Here is a 15,041-nt window from a genome sequence, read left to right on the forward strand (position 1 = left end):
TTCCCGCCAAAAACAACACACGGTGACACGCCGTAAAACCCTAGAAATCATGCGGTTTCTAGGGTTTTTTCTTGAATTAAGTTGCACAAGCTGAAAAAGCTATGTATATTTATCTCTTGGTTGCTTACGCAATCGTGGCTCCGTAGCTCAGTTGGTTAGAGCGCCGCCCTGTCACGGCGGAGGTCGCCGGTTCAAGTCCGGTCGGAGTCGCTGGAATATAACCCGGTTCCGCCGGGTTTTATTTTTCCATGGCTCTGTAGCTCAGTTGGTAGAGCGTGCGACTGAAAATCGTAAGGTCACCGGATCGACGCCGGTCGGAGCCACAAGGTTAAGCCCTCGTTGGAGGGCTTTTTTTGTTTTCTTCTGCGCTTTTCACACTGAGAATCCCCCCCCCCCGCCTGCGACACGCCGGAGAAACGTACACGGACACTGTCTCATTCCTTTTATTTTCCTGCCCTCATTGCATTAAATAAAGTGAAAAAACTACTTCATTTTCTGTTACTTAAATGAACGAACTAACTCGTGCTATACTTGTGTCATCACTTCTGGAGGTGCACCGACGATGATGTACCGCCGTGAAGTGGCGAATGATTATCAATTCATAAAGTTAATGACGACTTTGGGAGAAGTTATGAATTTGAAGAAGAAGGTTTTCGCTCTGATTGCCGCATCGGCAATGGTTATCGGTATGGGTGCTTGTTCATCCTCACGTTCTAGCTCCTCTTCGAGCAACAGTGAAGGACTCGAAAAGGGTGCTACGATTGGCATTTCCATGCCAACCAAGTCTATGGAGCGATGGAATAAAGATGGTAAGAATCTGAAGAACAAGCTCGAACAGGCTGGCTATAATGTCATTCTTTCGTATGCCGACGATAAGCCATCTCAGCAAAATTCTGATATTGAAAATATGGTCAACAACAATGCGAAGATCATTGTGGTGGCTTCTAAGGATGGTACTTCGGTTGGCCCTGCTGTAGAAAAGGCTCACGAGGCCGGCGCAAAGGTCATCGCATACGACCGTCTGATTATGAATACGGAGGCTGTGGATTACTACGCCACCTTCCAACTAGAAACCGTGGGTGCTTTGCAAGCTCAGTACATTATCGATAAGCTCGGCTTGGAAAACGGCGCAACAGGTCCATTCAACGTAGAAGTATTTACCGGCTCTCCTGACGATAACAACGCAAAGTACTTCTTCCAGGGCTCCTGGGAGCTTCTCCAGCCATATTTCAAGAGTGGCGTACTCCGTAGCCTCTCAAACCACGGTGGCGGCGTTACAGGCGACTTTACCGTTGATCAGTGGCAGGCTATTTCCGTTATGTCGTGGAAGACGGCTCAGACACAGACCGATATGGAGTCTATCTTGGACTCCAGCTATGCACACGGCGAAAAGCTGGATGCCGTACTCACCCCAAATGACGACTTGGCTCAGGGTGTGATTAACGCTATCCAGACTAAGCGTCCAGATATGCAGCCGGGCACGGATTCTTGGCCAGTAATTACCGGTCAAGATGCGAATGAAATCGCTATTTCTAACATCAATCAAAATCTTCAGTCCATGACCGTGTTCAAGGATGTCGCCAAGCTGGCAGACTCCGTCTATGACATGATTTTGGAAATCGCAGAAGGTAAGGAAGTGACGGGCATTAACGGCCAGATGAACAATGGAAACATCGACGTGCCTTCCAAGCTTCTCGACCCTGTAACATTGGACAAGTCCAACCTCGATGAGGTCGTCAAGGCTGGATTTATTACTCAAGAAAGGTTTGATGAATTAACTAAGTAACCTTCTTTATTTCCTAATCCTTCGCAATTGAGGTCTGGAGCCACACCGGTTCCAGACCTCAATTGATATAAACGCGATACATATATCGCGCGAAACTTCAGTCTCGAGAACTACTTATTATCGTTCTCTAGCTGCTCAGACACCCATTGCACGATGTACGGTGCAGATTCCTCAATTTGATCCAACGCAATTTCAAAATCCTCCGGACCGCCATACCACGGATCCACCAAATCAATGCTGGATTCGTTTGCCGCGGTGACGGGTGGGAGCTGCGGATCAAAGCTACGATACATATGCACTTCCGAAGCATCCTGAGCGGGGATTTGGCTCAGCAAGGCTCTCTTATGCGAGGCCGTCATCGGCAGGAAAAGATCCGCCTCATCGACTTCTTGACGCGAAATGCGATGCGCAAAGTGGTCTACTGGCAACTCATATCCGCGAGCGCGCAAAGCCCGCTGTGCACGGCGATCTATAGGGTGTCCATGCTCTTCGGAGGATACGCCTGAAGACTTTACTTGCACGCGATCAGAAAGCCCGGCATCCTCCACATATTTGCGCAGCACGATTTCGGCCATGGGGGAACGGCAGATATTTCCGGTGCACACGGTCATAATGGTGTACATTAAGCTCTCCTCAATACTCTAAAACGGTAGCGTTTGATAGGGTTGTCCTGATCTACAGGTGGCGTCCAATCTTGGATAATCTCTTCTTTCCACATGGAATTGCTCAGATTATTTGGAATTTCCGGCGCGAAGGTATCTGCTTCGACGTGAATATCGACATCTGTAATGTACACAGCATCGGCAATATTCAATGCCGCGTTGTACATCTGAGCGCCGCCCATAATCCAGATTTCTTTGCGGTTCACGCCGTCATCCGGAATCGCGGGTTGGGATGCGAGTTCGATGGCATCCTCCAGCGATGTCATAACGGTTGCGCCCTCAGCCACATAATGCGGGTCGTGCGTCACGACGTAATTGTCGCGATTCTTCAACGGGCGGAACTGTGGGGACAGGGATTCCCAGGTTTTGCGGCCCATGATAACAGGATGAGTAATCGTACTATCTTTGAAATAAATCATGTCTTCACGAAGGTGCCATGGCATATGACCGTTGCATCCAATGGCCCCCGGCTTTCCTTGCTCATCCATGCCCTGAGCCCAGATTAGATTTATGTGTGGTTCTGCAGCTCGAAGCGATTCTTCGATGACATCGTCTTCCCACTGCTCATCGGCTTCTCCTCGTAAAACGCGGAAGTTACGCCCGGCCGATGCGGGCTGAGGTTGGTGGTAGCCACTGCGACTACTATCATGCTCCATATCAGTTATCTCCTTGAATTAATGCATTTGAATAAAAGTGTAACAAACAAAGTGGGCAAATATAGCCTTTGGCATATTCACCCACTCGCGTATTTCTCAAGCCGTTTTTACACAGCTACAGGCGCTTTAATGGTTGGGTGATACTGGTAATTCAGAATTTCAAAATCACTGTAATCATACTGATCCAAGGACGGCGCTTTTTTGATCTTCATCTGTGGATAAGGGTATGGTTCGCGGCTGAGCTGCTCCAACACTTGCTCCATATGATTGTCGTAAATATGGCAGTCACCACCTGTCCAGACAAATTCGCCTGGCTCTAAGCCTGCTTGCTGCGCCATCATCAAAGTGAGCAGCGCATATGAGGCAATGTTAAACGGTACGCCAAGGAACATATCTGCCGAACGCTGATAAAGCTGGCAGGACAGTTTACCGTCGGCGACATAGAACTGGAACAGCGAATGACAAGGTGGCAAAGCCATATCTTCTACTTCTGCAGGGTTCCAGGCGGTTACAATCATGCGGCGTGAGTCCGGATTGGTTTTCAGCAGATGGAGCACATTGTCGATCTGATCGATAGTATGCTCTGGATCATCCTGGGTTGGTGCAGGCCAGCTACGCCACTGCACGCCATATACAGGACCAAGATCGCCGTTTTCATCTGCCCATTCGTCCCAAATATGCACGTTATGCTCTTGAAGCCATTTGATATTGTGTGAACCCTTCAAGAACCACAGAAGCTCGTATGCTATGCCCTTGAAGAACACTCTCTTCGTAGTAAGCAAAGGGAAAGATTCGCTTAAATCAAAGCGCATCTGCCGGCCAAATACGGAAACCGTACCCGTTCCTGTGCGATCGGACTTCAAAGTGCCATTGAGCAAAATATCTCGGACCGTGTCCTCGTACGGCATGGGAATATCTGTGTCCGGACGCTGCGGAATGCGAGCGCGAATATCATCGAGTTCTTGCTGTGTAAGTGCCATAGCTTAGAGAGTAGCACGTGCGAATGTCGAACGCTCAGAGCCGAAAGACCCTGCTTAGACTCGCTCTCAAACCACGGATTGCCTGTTTATGCACAGGTATGACGCATTTTCGAACGTCATCACTTGGCTGGGATGGAATGCACGGTACGCCCTTGATTTCAACGCCTTACGGGGTGTTTACAGCACTTCCCCTGCCCATGCTCTCAGCTGAATTTCACGCATTTTGAGCATTCAGGAATACGAAAGCGCTTTCCTGTATTGTAGGAAGTGTTGATAAAGATTCGATAAATTCGAAGGAGATAACATGGCACGCTTGTGGGTAGAACGCAATAAAGACGGCTCTTGGGACGCTTTTAGCGATGATGGCGCACACATCAAGTTCGGCCGCAGTAGCGATAAGGGACTCTTCTCCCCAGGAGATTTGACCAAGATTGCTTTGGCGGCTTGCGCTGCATTATCCAGCCAGTTCGCAGTAGAGTCTGCTTTGGGCGAAGGCAAGGGCGCTCGCATCGTTGTAGATGGCACATATGATGATGACAACGATCGCTTCCTCAATTTCAACGAAGAAGTCGTTGTGGATGCTATGGAAGCTGGTTTGGATGAGGAAGCTGCTGCAAAGCTCGCAGAGCGTGTACGCCGTCACATCGAGAAGGGTTGCACCGTGAAGCACACCTATGAAATCGAAACGCCAGTACGTATGGATGTGAACGTGCGTCACTAGATGATTCGACATGATTCGACTTTTACGCTTCGATCATTTCCTATAAGTTCTCCCCGCGAGTTTCTAGCTCGCGGGGAGAACTTTTTCGCGCGTGTAAAAGCGTTCATGCACACGGATATATAGATTAAGCCGGGTCGATGGTATCCTCGATGCTCTTCAGCTCCTCGGCCTCTACCTGGGATACATGAACGGACTCCACGCCACCGATATCTTCCAGCGGCTTGGAATCAACGTCCTGAGGCGAGTCTGGGATCGTGTCCAATTCGCTTTCCGCCGCCTGCACATAACGGCGAGGCACCACGTATACAGGCTTATCCGAATGCTGCAGCAGGGCCTGGCTGACCGAACCAAAGAGCAGACCGGTCAAGCCGCCACGTCCGCGAGAGCCCACAACCACAATGTCATTATCCGGCAGCGCGTCCTCCAAGGCCTGCACAGAAGTGCCCGTAGCCACCTGCTCCTCAATGACAAGATCTGGATACTTGGCTCGCAGTGGCTCGATGCGTGTATGCAAATCCTCTGCATACGATTCGAGCACACTATTCATTTCAGCTTCATCCAAATTGCTCAACGCCGGCACAGCCGTAATAACCTTCAACTGTGCGCCCCAACCGTTCGCAAATTCGGCCGCAATTTCCAGCGCCTTCAAACCCCACTTGGATTCATCCGAATTCACCACCACATGTGTGATTTGATTGTTCAGATGCACCTTATTGCCATCATCATCGGTGTATGGCACCACCACGATTGGGCAGTATGCATATGCGGGCAAGCTCGAGGAGGTCGTACCCAAAAGACGCTCAGCAAGACCACCCTTGCCGCGGTTGCCGATGACAATGAGATTGTAATTGCGCGAAAGCTCGATAAAGACCGCCGAAGGCTCACCGGTGACAATCAGCGTTGTCACTTCCACACCCTGCTTTGTCGCAATTGCCTTTGCACGACTGAGGATTTCTCGAGCATCTCGACGCGATCCTGTGTCATCCAGTGGCGCAGTAAAAGTATTGTCAAAAGCTACCGATGTATAACTTGGTAAGGTGTATGCGCTGACAATATGCAAGGTCAAGCCTGCGTGATGAGCGTAGTTTGCTGCCCACCATACTGCCTTGTACGCGGCATCTGAGCCGTCAACTCCGACTAGAATAGCCTTTTCATAACGTGCCATGGGAACCTCCTTGTCCGTTCCTTTCTCTTATTCTAACGCGTAGAAATTAAACTGAGTCAAAAGAAATGCCCGCGCGTCTAGGTTTCGAGTGGAGGCTTAAGATTTGCATGCACAAAAAATGCAGTCCCGAAGGACTGCATGGAAAAGTTTGACACTGTTATAAACGCTCAGAAGCGCGATTTACTCGTGAATGTATTCAAAGCGAGAAGCATCGGAAATAGTTCGAGAGAAGATCTTTCCACCGGTGCCCGCATTGGACTCGGAGGTAACGATAGAACCATCTTCGTTGACCTTTTCCACGATAGCGACGTGACCATAGTATGCCACAGCACCTTCTTGTCCTGGCTGGAAGACTACGACATCGCCCACCTGTGGTGTATTGTCCACAGAGTAACCCAGCTTGCGAGCAGAGTCCGCCCACTGTGCACCATTTCCGAAGTAGGAACCAACTGGGAGACCCAGCTGGTGGCGGCGTGTATATGCCCACCATGTGCACTGGGAGAATTCGTAAGCAAGACCTACATCGCCCGTTGGGTGATTAGAAGCCGTCAAATTAGAAACGTCAATAGTGGTGGCCGCATCCTCAACATTCCACGCCACAGCATCGGAGGTCGTTACGGACGCAATTTCTGTGCCAACGGCTGTCTGAGCCGCACGCTCAGAAGAACGAGATACAGCAGAAGCAGAGGTATCTGCGGAAGAAACGGTACTATTATCCGCTGCAGAAGCCACCGCAATAGTGCGATCAAAAAGATTAGATTGTGTACCGATAGCCGTGCCCACCATGGCCGTGCCTAAGGTACCAAAAAGTAAGGTGACTGCACTCGAAACGGTAAAACGGTTTTTACGCATACGACTACGCTGATATTCACGCCTTTCACGACGTGTGCGTGGCATTGCATTCACTTCACGGGCAACTGCATCATGCAGACTTTCCACAGCCGCAGGACTGGACGCAAGTACATGCGCGTGCTTTGCAGTACGTTTATGACTTACAGTCGAACGGTGCGCTGCATGCTTCATAAAAAATAGCTCCTCGGGATTTTCAACTCTAACCATACTAGCCGCACCCCTGCACTGGGACAAGGCTTGAGCATGACTTTTCTTATTTTACCTCTGATAATGTCTCTCCTATCGAGACCAGAAAAAATAGGCTGAACACCGCAAATTCAGTGTTTTCTACGGCGATTCTTCCCGATGAATACTTCAAAAAAATTTTGCATACTGAGATAGCCGGTATGCTGGGTGATTCACTCTGAAAGAATGCACTTGCAAAAATCGCGATCATTTGCATGAGTCGGCGTATCCGTGCGCGCTCAGGACGTTGCCGTGGTGAGATATTAACCCTTTTGACACAGTCTGTGACTATATTATGTCCTATGACTGAACTTTCTCCTCTTACTATGGACATGCTTCCTATGGACGGGCGCTTTGGCTCGGGACCAAGCAAAATCCGTCAAGCTCAATTAGATTATCTGGCCGATGCCGGTTCACAACTCATGGGCACCTCTCATCGCCAAGCACCGGTCAAGAATTTAGTCGCATCCATTCAGGAGGGTATTCGTCGTCTTTACGACGTCCCACAGGACTATGAAATCGTGCTGGGCAACGGCGGCGCCAGCGCTTTTTGGGATATGGCCTGCGCATGTCTTATCGAGAAAAAAGCTGCGTTTGGTTCCTTCGGATCGTTTAGCGCTAAATTTGCTACGAGCGCTGCACTGGCTCCGTTCCTCGAAGAACCCGTGATCTTTGACGGCACATTCGGCACGTACCGGCTGCCAGAAGCTGCCAAGGGAGCGGATGTATACGCATGGGCACATAACGAAACCTCCACGGGTGTGCTTGCTCCCGTGCATCGTATCGCAGGCGCGGATGAAAATGCGTTGATGCTCGTCGATGGCACGTCTGCTGCTGCGGGCACGGTTATCGATGTCCGCGAAACGGATGTGTATTACTTTTCCCCTCAAAAAGGCTTTGGTGCGGATGGCGGCCTCTGGATAGCCATTGCTTCCCCTGCCGCGATTGCCCGCGCCGAGCGCCTTGAAGCTTTTGCTCAGGAGCATCCGGAAAGCGGTCGTTGGGTGCCACCATTCTTGTCTTTCACCAAGGCCGTGTCAAATTCACGCAAGCACCAAACCCTCAATACGCCGGCCATTGCCACCCTAATTTTGATCAACAATCAAATCGAATGGCTGCTGCGCAAGGGCGGATTGCAGTGGGCTGCCCAGCATTGCGCACAGTCTGCTCAGGTGCTGTACGACTGGGCTGAGGCTAGCGATTATGCGAACCCTTTCGTTCACGATGCGGATGCACGCTCCACAGTCGTGGTCACCATTGATATTGAAGAAACCATTCCTGTACAAGACATTTTGGATGCTTTGCGCGCTAATGGCATCGTGGATGTGGCCGGATACCGCGCTTTGGGCCGCAATCAGCTGCGCGTAGGCGTTTTCCCATCGGTGGATACGTCAGATGTGGTGGCCTTAACTCACTGTATTGATGCCGTGGGCGAGCAGCTGAAAAACGCGTAAGCGCGCGCAATTCACGTGCAGTTCTCTCTGGGTTCCTCGAAAAATAACTGAGGAACCCTTTTTTTACAGGAGTTTGGTGAACTTTTCATGGGCATACCAGAACAACACGTTGCAGCCGAAAATCCCCTGCACGTCTGCGTAAGGAATTAATCTAAAGATATGAAAATTGCCCCGATTTTCGACCCTGAGAAGCGCAGAGAAGCTCCCCAAGCCGAACAAGTAGATCTCCATGTGGTTTTTGCCATCGGAACTGGTTTATGGTTCCTCGCTGCAGCCGTGTGTGGCATCTTGTATTTGCTGGGCGATGCCGCATTTCAACAGCGTTTTATTTTCTGCATCTGGGGCATGGTTATCGGCATTTTAGGCCTTATTTGGGAACTGAATAATCGTCATATTTACCGTTTGCTCGCCCTGATGCAGCAGTAAATATGCAACAGTAAATTCAATAATTATTTTCGAATTTTATACGCATTGTGCGCATCCGCGAGTGTGTGGATGCGCACAATTTTGTTTCTTTGCTTATTTCTCTGCTTACTGCTGCGGCGCAAGCGGGATGAAAAGAGTAAAGGTGCTTCCCTGTCCCGGTGCGCTCCACACGGTGACGTTGCCATGATGTGTGAGCGCCACATGTTTGACAATGGATAAGCCCAGTCCCACGTTTTCATCGCTGTTATCCGGTTGATTTGTGCCGCGATAGAAGCGTTCGAAAATATGAGACTGTTCCTCCGGCTCAATACCTACGCCCGTATCGATGACGCGAATGACACCGTATTTATGGTCACGTGATGTATCCACGACCACGGAAACCACGCCGTTATCTTTGGAATAATAAATGGCATTGGCTACCAACTTCTCCACGGCCGCACGAATCTGCGCTGCATTGGCATTGACCATAACACCTTCAGCAAAGCGCGTATGCAGACGGATGGGACGCCGTGGCGAGATGTTATCCGTAACATCTTTAACTAATGCACCCAAATCCATCCGATTTTCTTCGGTCGGAGAGATTTTTTCCTGGGCTTGAATCAGCAAAATCAGATCCGAGACGAGTTTATTTAAGCTGCGTGCTTGAGAAGAGATAGCCTTCGCGTCCGTCAACCCCGCGTCGACCGTGCTTTGCTTTTGCCAGCGCAGCCCGATTTCATCCAATTGAGTGGTGGCTTTCATCAATCGATCCGCCACATTCTTGACAAAATCATCGCGTGTCTGCGCGAAACGTTTGGCCTCGCTATTATCCGTAATAATGACCAAAATATAATGCGTATTGAGAATATTGATGCGCACATTCAGCCAATGCGGACGTGCTACAGGCACCGAAGATTTCACGCCCGTGGGTGCTCCGTTGTCATCTTCATCGATGTCGGAAGCAGTGTACGTCACAATGTCAAAGTTTTGACGACCAGAACCTTCACGCACCTCGCGGATAGCTTTGAGAATGTCCTCATTGACAATTTCATCGTTTTTTACAATGCCCCAACGATAGGTGGATGCCGAGGCTCGCTCTACTTCATCATCGCTGTCTACCACGATAGTGGCGGCGTCTATACTCGACAATACGCGCAAGGTGGTGGTGTCGAGTTCCTCGTCTTCGTCATCGTCGTCATCGCTACTGGAGTCGTCTTCACCGCGCGAAATACGTCTCAAGAGACGTCGTCGCCGAGTGTAGCGTTGCCGCCATTGGAAGCTTTTAAATTTACGCACCACATCCTTGTTGTCCCCAAAGAGTGGTGCTATCCAGCGCCACACCCAGGACAGCACCCACCCCAAAAAGATGATAATCATGACGAATATCATGATGAGCGACAAAATAGATGTGACATTTAACTCCATATTTCTATTTTTGCACACTTCTGTAATACAAAAGACACGGGCATACATTAAAATTGGAATTGGTATCCATAAAGAAGTAGGGAGATTCCATGCGCGCAATTTTCAACGAGGAACTTCAACAAGTCGCTGAAGATTTAACTACTATGTCAAAAGCTGTGAACACCGCAGTGAAAAACGCAGGCGTAGCCCTTTTTGACGGCGACATTGAAAAAGCTCAGGAAGTCATTGATGGCGATAAAAAAATCGACTCCTTAGAGCTTTCTATTTACAATCAATGCGTTATTTTGCTCGCTAAGCAAAGCCCAGTTGCTACAGATCTTCGCGTTGTGGTATCCACCATGAGCATCGCCTCCTTGATGGAACGCATTGGAGATTTAATCCGTCATCTTGCAGAAACTGCGCGAGCCACGTATCCGGACTCGCCACTTGCTCCACAGGTGAAGGATTTATTTGTACAAATGCAGTCCTTTGCAGAAAAGACCATTCAGACATTGGTAGACCTGCTCGAAAGTCATGATGAAGTTACCGCAGAAAAGTTGATTATCAGCGATGACGAAATGGATGAGCTGTTTGAAAAGGTGGATGAGATTGCGCGTTCCGATGCATGGAATGCAACCATTACTCAGACCATCGATTCCGTGTCTCTGAGCCGCTACTATGAGCGCATCGGCGATCATTCCGTATCCGTTGCTCGACGCTTGGTGTATATGGTTTCGGGCTTTGACCCGACAAAGGATCCTACGAAGTTTAGAGATATCGACAAGGACGGCGACTGATACCTCAGCCGTCATGAAGACTCCAGCGAGGGTGGGCGTTATCCGCAAGGATTTCGCCCGCCTTTTTTATGCGCTTTTACGCAGTAACACACAACACTGTGCTCTCCACAGCACCGCTCGGAAAGGAGGTTCGCACCTTTCACGCACGTCCATCCTCTCAGTTGCGTGTCCTACTCATTCTTCCAGCAATTCGATAAGTGACAGTAAACCGCGGTATTCAGCCGAACGTTAAAACAGGAAAGTTCACATATGAAATCTGCTAACAATGAATTAAGACGCATATCTTTTCAAAAAATAACGCCTCAATTTACGGCAATTAGGGCCTTCGAGCTCTGCGCATTGCACGCTTTAACGGTGAAGGATAAATATCATGAAAGTATTAGTAGTAGGAGCAACAGGACGTGTTGCACGATTCCTCATCCAAAGTCTCTTGGAAAAAGGTCATAGCGTTACGGCCGCAGCACGTAATCCAGAGAAAATCAAGCCTTTCGAGGATACGAGCCGACTGTCCACCGTTCAGCTGGATTTGCATGACTCTGTGGAGGACTTGGCTCAGACGCTGAAAGGCTATGAGGCCGTGTATTTTGTGGCTGGTTCACGTGGCAAGGATTTGCTGCAAACCGATGCCTTTGGAGCTGTCAAGCTTATGCAGGCCAGTGAAAACATGGGAATTAAACGTTTTCTTCTGCTCAGTTCCATGTTTGCCACAAATCCGGAGAAATGGTCTGATCCGGCTCTGCAAGGGATTATGAACTACAATATTGCCAAGTTTTTCGCAGATGAGTGGCTGATACATAACACTCAGCTGGATTATACGATTGTGCAGCCGGGCAGCTTGGTAGAAGCTGAGCAGGGTACTGGAAAGATTGAGATAGATCCTGCCGTTTCCCAGCCTAATAGCATTCCCAATGTGGCAGAGGTGCTTGCACAAGCTTTGGAGGAGCCACGGACCATCGGCACAATCATTCGTATGAGCGATGGTCAAACGCCTATCTCTCAGGCATTAGCAGCCCTGTAAAAGCGGGCTTTACACAAGCAAGGGGCACACGCATATTCAGCATGTGCCCCTTGTGATATCTACGGGACTGTCTTAGACCTCTGACACGGCATTACTTCTTCTTAAAAGCCAGCTCTAAGCCCAGTTTCTTGCCCTTGAACTTCGCCTTCTTTGCAGACTTCAAGACTAAGGAAGACAGCTCCTGTGGCAGTTCCACAAAGCTGTTGTTATCCTTCAGTTCGATTGCTCCAATTGCGCGGCCAGGAATGTGTGCTTCACTCGAAATAATGCGCACCACATCATTTGGACGGATGCCATGCTTCTTGCCGAGACTCATCTTGAAGCGCACCATGCCCACTTCAACTTCTTCACGATGCAGATTGTGTTTGCGCCCCTTGCGACGCTCACCTTCAAAGTCCTCTCGACGACCTCGGCGCATACGGTCCGAACCAAAGTCGTCATAATCACGCTTGCCATGTTTTTTCTTACCGCGACCACGACCTGACTCGTCCTCCCACGGTATAGGTTCTACGGGTCCAGCCAGTGTATCTACCTGTGCGTCCCCGCCATTGACCAGGACGTCGCCGGATTGGCTCAGGCTCTGCTTCAAGAAGGCAGCAGCAATGTCCAAAGCCGTGTAATCCGAGGTATTCACCTGCCTGTCAATGATATCGACCATATCGCGCAAGCCACCTGCATCGATGAGCTGAGTTATATCATCCATAATTTTCTCAGTTTTCATCTCATGCACATCGGCAAGGCTTGGAATAGGCTGCGCAACGATTTTAGTCTTGCAATACTTTTGGATATCACGGATGCGATATACCTGTTTACCCCTCACGAAGCTAAAGGCGCGGCCGGCACGACCCGCACGGCCCGTACGTCCAATACGGTGCACGTAATACTCCACTTCACGCGGAATATCGTAGTTAAACACGGCTTCGACATCATCTACGTCAATGCCGCGCGCTGCCACATCTGTGGCCACTAAAATCTCCGTCGAGCCGGCGCGGAATTTCTTCATCACCTTGTCACGGCTGGCCTGCTTCATATCGCCATGCAAACCTTCTGCCGCATATCCGCGGGCCTGCAATTCGTCCACGACCTCATCCACCATCGCCTTCGTATTGCAGAAAACCAGTGACAGCTTGGGGGAATAATAATCAATGAGGCGTGTAAGCACGTCCGTTTTATCCTTGCGGCGCACATCATAATAATACTGATCAATATTTGGCACGGTGAGCTCAGTTTGAGCCACTTGCACGAGTTGCGCATCCTTTTGGTACTTGGATGTGATGTCCATAATCGGCTTCGCCATGGTCGCCGAGAAGAGAATGACTTGACGATTTTCGGATGGCAGTTGGTCGAGAATCGCTTCGATATCTTCTCTAAAGCCCATATTGAGCATTTCATCGGCCTCATCAAGCACGATGGTGTGTATATCCTCAGTATGCAAGGTGTGGCGACGCAAGTGGTCCATCACACGACCCGGCGTACCGATGACAATCTGTGTGCCTTCCTTTAAGCCGCGAATCTGACGCGAAATATCCGCGCCACCATAAATGGGCAGAATTTTCACGCCCTGCATGTATTTGGATAATCTATGCAACTCCTCCGCGGACTGGATGGCCAGTTCTCGCGTAGGAGACAGAATCAGCACCTGCGTGCTGTGATTTTCCGAATCAATTTTTTCCAGTACCGGGATGCCGAAGGAGGCGGTTTTTCCTGTACCGGTTTGGGCCTGACCAATCATATCTGCACCGCTCATGACAACCGGAATAGCAGCTGCTTGGATAGGTGAAGCCTCTTCAAAGCCCATGTCATTAATGGCCTGCAGAATAGGTGAGCTGAGATGCAACTCTTCGAATTTCATATACGTCGTACTCTCCGTGCGCCGCCTTACGGGCATGCGCGCACATTCGTGCTGATAACCAGCGTGTGGATAATCATTGCTTTTTTTCCGCATACACTCCTGCTTTTCACACGTGTTAAGAGTTACGGAAAACAAATAAGGAACGCCTTCTAGTAGCGTTCCCTCATCTAAAAAAATATTGAATTACTACGAGCATTCTTTAGCTTTATAAGTGTACCAGCATGCCTGTGCAAATATGCACGCTGCGACGAAGATATGATGAAAGCATAAAAAAGTCCTCCCCCGAAGGGAGGACTGAAAAGCTGAGTAATGTGTAATTACTTACCCTGGTTTGCCACTGCTGCTGCACCAGCTGCTGCTGCCTCTGGATCGAGGTACTCGCCGCGAGGCTTGATTGGCTTGAAGTCTTCATCCAATTCGTACACCAGAGGAATTGCTGTAGGAATGTTGACCTTCGCAATTTCTTCTTCAGACAAGTTGTCCAGCATCTTTACGATAGCACGCAAAGAGTTGCCGTGTGCTGCGATCAAAACCGTCTTACCAGCCTTGAGCTGTGGCTTAATGGTGTCCTCCCAGTAAGGGGTAACACGAGCTACAACATTAGACAGAGCTTCGGTTTCTGGAACCTCAGCACCTGCGTAACGAGGATCGTTATTCTGAGAATACTCATCATTTGGATCGATTTCTGGTGGTGGTGTGCCATAAGAACGACGCCAAATCATGAACTTCTCATCACCGTATTCTTCGCGAATTTCGGTCTTGTTCTTGCCCTGAAGAGCACCGTAATGACGTTCGTTCAAACGCCAGTTACGCTCCACTGGGATCCACAGACGATCCGCTGCATCCAATGCGATGTTTGCAGTGTTGATAGCACGACGCAGCAAGGAAGTGAAAACGATGTCTGGCAAAACATTCTTTTCCTTCAGAAGCTCGCCACCTCGCTTTGCTTCTTCTACGCCCTGCTCGGTCAGAGGTACATCGACCCAACCGGTGAACTGGTTTGTTTTATTCCATGCGCTCTGTCCATGACGGAGCAATACTAACTTATAAGTCATACACACTAT

Annotated in this window: 14 protein-coding genes and 2 tRNA genes; 8 read left to right on the forward strand and 8 right to left on the reverse strand. The window is 49.5% G+C overall.

Annotated features, from left to right (window positions below):
* The first annotated feature begins 136 nt into the window (after window positions 1-136).
* From D570_RS0104620 to D570_RS0104630, 3 genes are all read left to right on the forward strand, one after another.
* Window positions 137-210 (forward strand) — tRNA-Asp (locus D570_RS0104620).
* 40 nt (window positions 211-250) lie between these two features.
* Window positions 251-323 (forward strand) — tRNA-Phe (locus D570_RS0104625).
* Between the two features lie 308 nt (window positions 324-631).
* Window positions 632-1,786 (forward strand): substrate-binding domain-containing protein, encoded by a 1,155-nt coding sequence (locus tag D570_RS0104630; RefSeq protein ID WP_026181883.1) that lies wholly within the window; start codon window positions 632-634, stop codon window positions 1,784-1,786.
* 110 nt (window positions 1,787-1,896) lie between these two features.
* Here D570_RS0104630 and D570_RS0104635 read toward each other — a convergent pair whose 3' ends face one another.
* From D570_RS0104635 to D570_RS0104645, 3 genes are all read right to left on the reverse strand, one after another.
* Window positions 1,897-2,409 carry a low molecular weight protein-tyrosine-phosphatase gene (locus tag D570_RS0104635; RefSeq protein ID WP_018143232.1) on the reverse strand — a complete coding sequence of 171 codons (513 nt, stop codon included), beginning with the start codon at window positions 2,407-2,409 and terminating at the stop codon, window positions 1,897-1,899.
* Window positions 2,409-3,104, reverse strand: coding sequence for a dihydrofolate reductase (locus D570_RS0104640; RefSeq protein ID WP_018143233.1), 696 nt, complete (start codon window positions 3,102-3,104; stop codon window positions 2,409-2,411). Before D570_RS0104640 ends, D570_RS0104635 begins: the two co-directional genes overlap by 1 nt.
* Window positions 3,105-3,211: 107 nt before the next feature.
* Window positions 3,212-4,084 (reverse strand): thymidylate synthase, encoded by an 873-nt coding sequence (locus tag D570_RS0104645; RefSeq protein WP_018143234.1) that lies wholly within the window; start codon window positions 4,082-4,084, stop codon window positions 3,212-3,214.
* A 304-nt stretch (window positions 4,085-4,388) separates the two neighbouring features.
* Here D570_RS0104645 and D570_RS0104650 point away from each other — a divergent pair, with 304 nt between their 5' ends.
* Window positions 4,389-4,805 carry an OsmC family protein gene (locus D570_RS0104650; protein ID WP_018143235.1) on the forward strand — a complete coding sequence of 139 codons (417 nt, stop codon included), beginning with the start codon at window positions 4,389-4,391 and terminating at the stop codon, window positions 4,803-4,805.
* Window positions 4,806-4,929: 124 nt separating this feature from the next.
* Here the strand turns inward: D570_RS0104650 and D570_RS0104655 are convergent, their stop codons facing one another.
* Both D570_RS0104655 and D570_RS0104660 read right to left on the reverse strand, forming a co-directional pair.
* Window positions 4,930-5,970 carry a universal stress protein gene (locus tag D570_RS0104655; RefSeq protein ID WP_018143236.1) on the reverse strand — a complete coding sequence of 347 codons (1,041 nt, stop codon included), beginning with the start codon at window positions 5,968-5,970 and terminating at the stop codon, window positions 4,930-4,932.
* Between the two features lie 180 nt (window positions 5,971-6,150).
* Window positions 6,151-6,993 carry a CHAP domain-containing protein gene (locus D570_RS0104660; RefSeq protein ID WP_018143237.1) on the reverse strand — a complete coding sequence of 281 codons (843 nt, stop codon included), beginning with the start codon at window positions 6,991-6,993 and terminating at the stop codon, window positions 6,151-6,153.
* A gap of 356 nt (window positions 6,994-7,349) precedes the next feature.
* Here D570_RS0104660 and serC point away from each other — a divergent pair, with 356 nt between their 5' ends.
* Together serC and D570_RS0104670 are read left to right on the forward strand one after the other, a co-directional pair.
* The gene (gene serC / locus D570_RS0104665; RefSeq protein ID WP_026181884.1) at window positions 7,350-8,501 is read left to right on the forward strand and encodes a phosphoserine transaminase; all 1,152 of its coding nucleotides are present in this window, start codon (window positions 7,350-7,352) and stop codon (window positions 8,499-8,501) included.
* Window positions 8,502-8,660: 159 nt separating this feature from the next.
* Window positions 8,661-8,927 carry a DUF2530 domain-containing protein gene (locus D570_RS0104670; RefSeq protein WP_018143239.1) on the forward strand — a complete coding sequence of 89 codons (267 nt, stop codon included), beginning with the start codon at window positions 8,661-8,663 and terminating at the stop codon, window positions 8,925-8,927.
* 105 nt (window positions 8,928-9,032) lie between these two features.
* On the opposite strand, the gene D570_RS0104675 is transcribed toward D570_RS0104670, so the two are convergent.
* Window positions 9,033-10,331: a sensor histidine kinase gene (locus D570_RS0104675; RefSeq protein WP_018143240.1), complete on the reverse strand. Its 1,299-nt coding sequence runs from the start codon at window positions 10,329-10,331 to the stop codon at window positions 9,033-9,035.
* A gap of 89 nt (window positions 10,332-10,420) precedes the next feature.
* Between D570_RS0104675 and phoU the strand changes: the two genes are divergently transcribed.
* Both phoU and D570_RS0104685 read left to right on the forward strand, forming a co-directional pair.
* Window positions 10,421-11,107 (forward strand): phosphate signaling complex protein PhoU, encoded by a 687-nt coding sequence (gene phoU / locus D570_RS0104680; protein ID WP_018143241.1) that lies wholly within the window; start codon window positions 10,421-10,423, stop codon window positions 11,105-11,107.
* A 370-nt stretch (window positions 11,108-11,477) separates the two neighbouring features.
* Entirely contained in the window at window positions 11,478-12,125 is a 648-nt protein-coding gene (locus D570_RS0104685) for an SDR family oxidoreductase (RefSeq protein ID WP_018143242.1), read from the forward strand.
* 91 nt (window positions 12,126-12,216) lie between these two features.
* Here D570_RS0104685 and D570_RS0104690 read toward each other — a convergent pair whose 3' ends face one another.
* Together D570_RS0104690 and D570_RS0104695 are read right to left on the reverse strand one after the other, a co-directional pair.
* Window positions 12,217-14,070, reverse strand: a complete 1,854-nt coding sequence (locus D570_RS0104690; protein ID WP_156812236.1) for a DEAD/DEAH box helicase — start codon at window positions 14,068-14,070, stop codon at window positions 12,217-12,219.
* 224 nt (window positions 14,071-14,294) lie between these two features.
* Complete coding sequence (locus tag D570_RS0104695) at window positions 14,295-15,032, reverse strand: phosphoglyceromutase (RefSeq protein ID WP_018143244.1); 738 nt, start codon at window positions 15,030-15,032, stop codon at window positions 14,295-14,297.
* Window positions 15,033-15,041: the final 9 nt, after the last annotated feature.

It is taken from the genome of Alloscardovia criceti DSM 17774 (assembly GCF_000376885.1).
In the GTDB taxonomy this organism is placed as follows: Bacteria; Actinomycetota; Actinomycetes; order Actinomycetales; family Bifidobacteriaceae; genus Alloscardovia; species Alloscardovia criceti.

Bases quoted from the DNA above. Each gene is read 5' to 3' on its own strand.
- D570_RS0104630 (WP_026181883.1), top strand. From the start codon at position 632: ATGAATTTGAAGAAGAAGGTTTTCGCTCTGATTGCCGCATCGGCAATG.
- D570_RS0104635 (WP_018143232.1), bottom strand. From the start codon at position 2,409: ATGTACACCATTATGACCGTGTGCACCGGAAATATCTGCCGTTCCCCC.
- D570_RS0104640 (WP_018143233.1), bottom strand. From the start codon at position 3,104: ATGGAGCATGATAGTAGTCGCAGTGGCTACCACCAACCTCAGCCCGCA.
- D570_RS0104645 (WP_018143234.1), bottom strand. From the start codon at position 4,084: ATGGCACTTACACAGCAAGAACTCGATGATATTCGCGCTCGCATTCCG.
- D570_RS0104650 (WP_018143235.1), top strand. From the start codon at position 4,389: ATGGCACGCTTGTGGGTAGAACGCAATAAAGACGGCTCTTGGGACGCT.
- D570_RS0104655 (WP_018143236.1), bottom strand. From the start codon at position 5,970: ATGGCACGTTATGAAAAGGCTATTCTAGTCGGAGTTGACGGCTCAGAT.
- D570_RS0104660 (WP_018143237.1), bottom strand. From the start codon at position 6,993: ATGAAGCATGCAGCGCACCGTTCGACTGTAAGTCATAAACGTACTGCA.
- serC (WP_026181884.1), top strand. From the start codon at position 7,350: ATGACTGAACTTTCTCCTCTTACTATGGACATGCTTCCTATGGACGGG.
- D570_RS0104670 (WP_018143239.1), top strand. From the start codon at position 8,661: ATGAAAATTGCCCCGATTTTCGACCCTGAGAAGCGCAGAGAAGCTCCC.
- D570_RS0104675 (WP_018143240.1), bottom strand. From the start codon at position 10,331: ATGGAGTTAAATGTCACATCTATTTTGTCGCTCATCATGATATTCGTC.
- phoU (WP_018143241.1), top strand. From the start codon at position 10,421: ATGCGCGCAATTTTCAACGAGGAACTTCAACAAGTCGCTGAAGATTTA.
- D570_RS0104685 (WP_018143242.1), top strand. From the start codon at position 11,478: ATGAAAGTATTAGTAGTAGGAGCAACAGGACGTGTTGCACGATTCCTC.
- D570_RS0104690 (WP_156812236.1), bottom strand. From the start codon at position 14,070: ATGCGGAAAAAAAGCAATGATTATCCACACGCTGGTTATCAGCACGAA.
- D570_RS0104695 (WP_018143244.1), bottom strand. From the start codon at position 15,032: ATGACTTATAAGTTAGTATTGCTCCGTCATGGACAGAGCGCATGGAAT.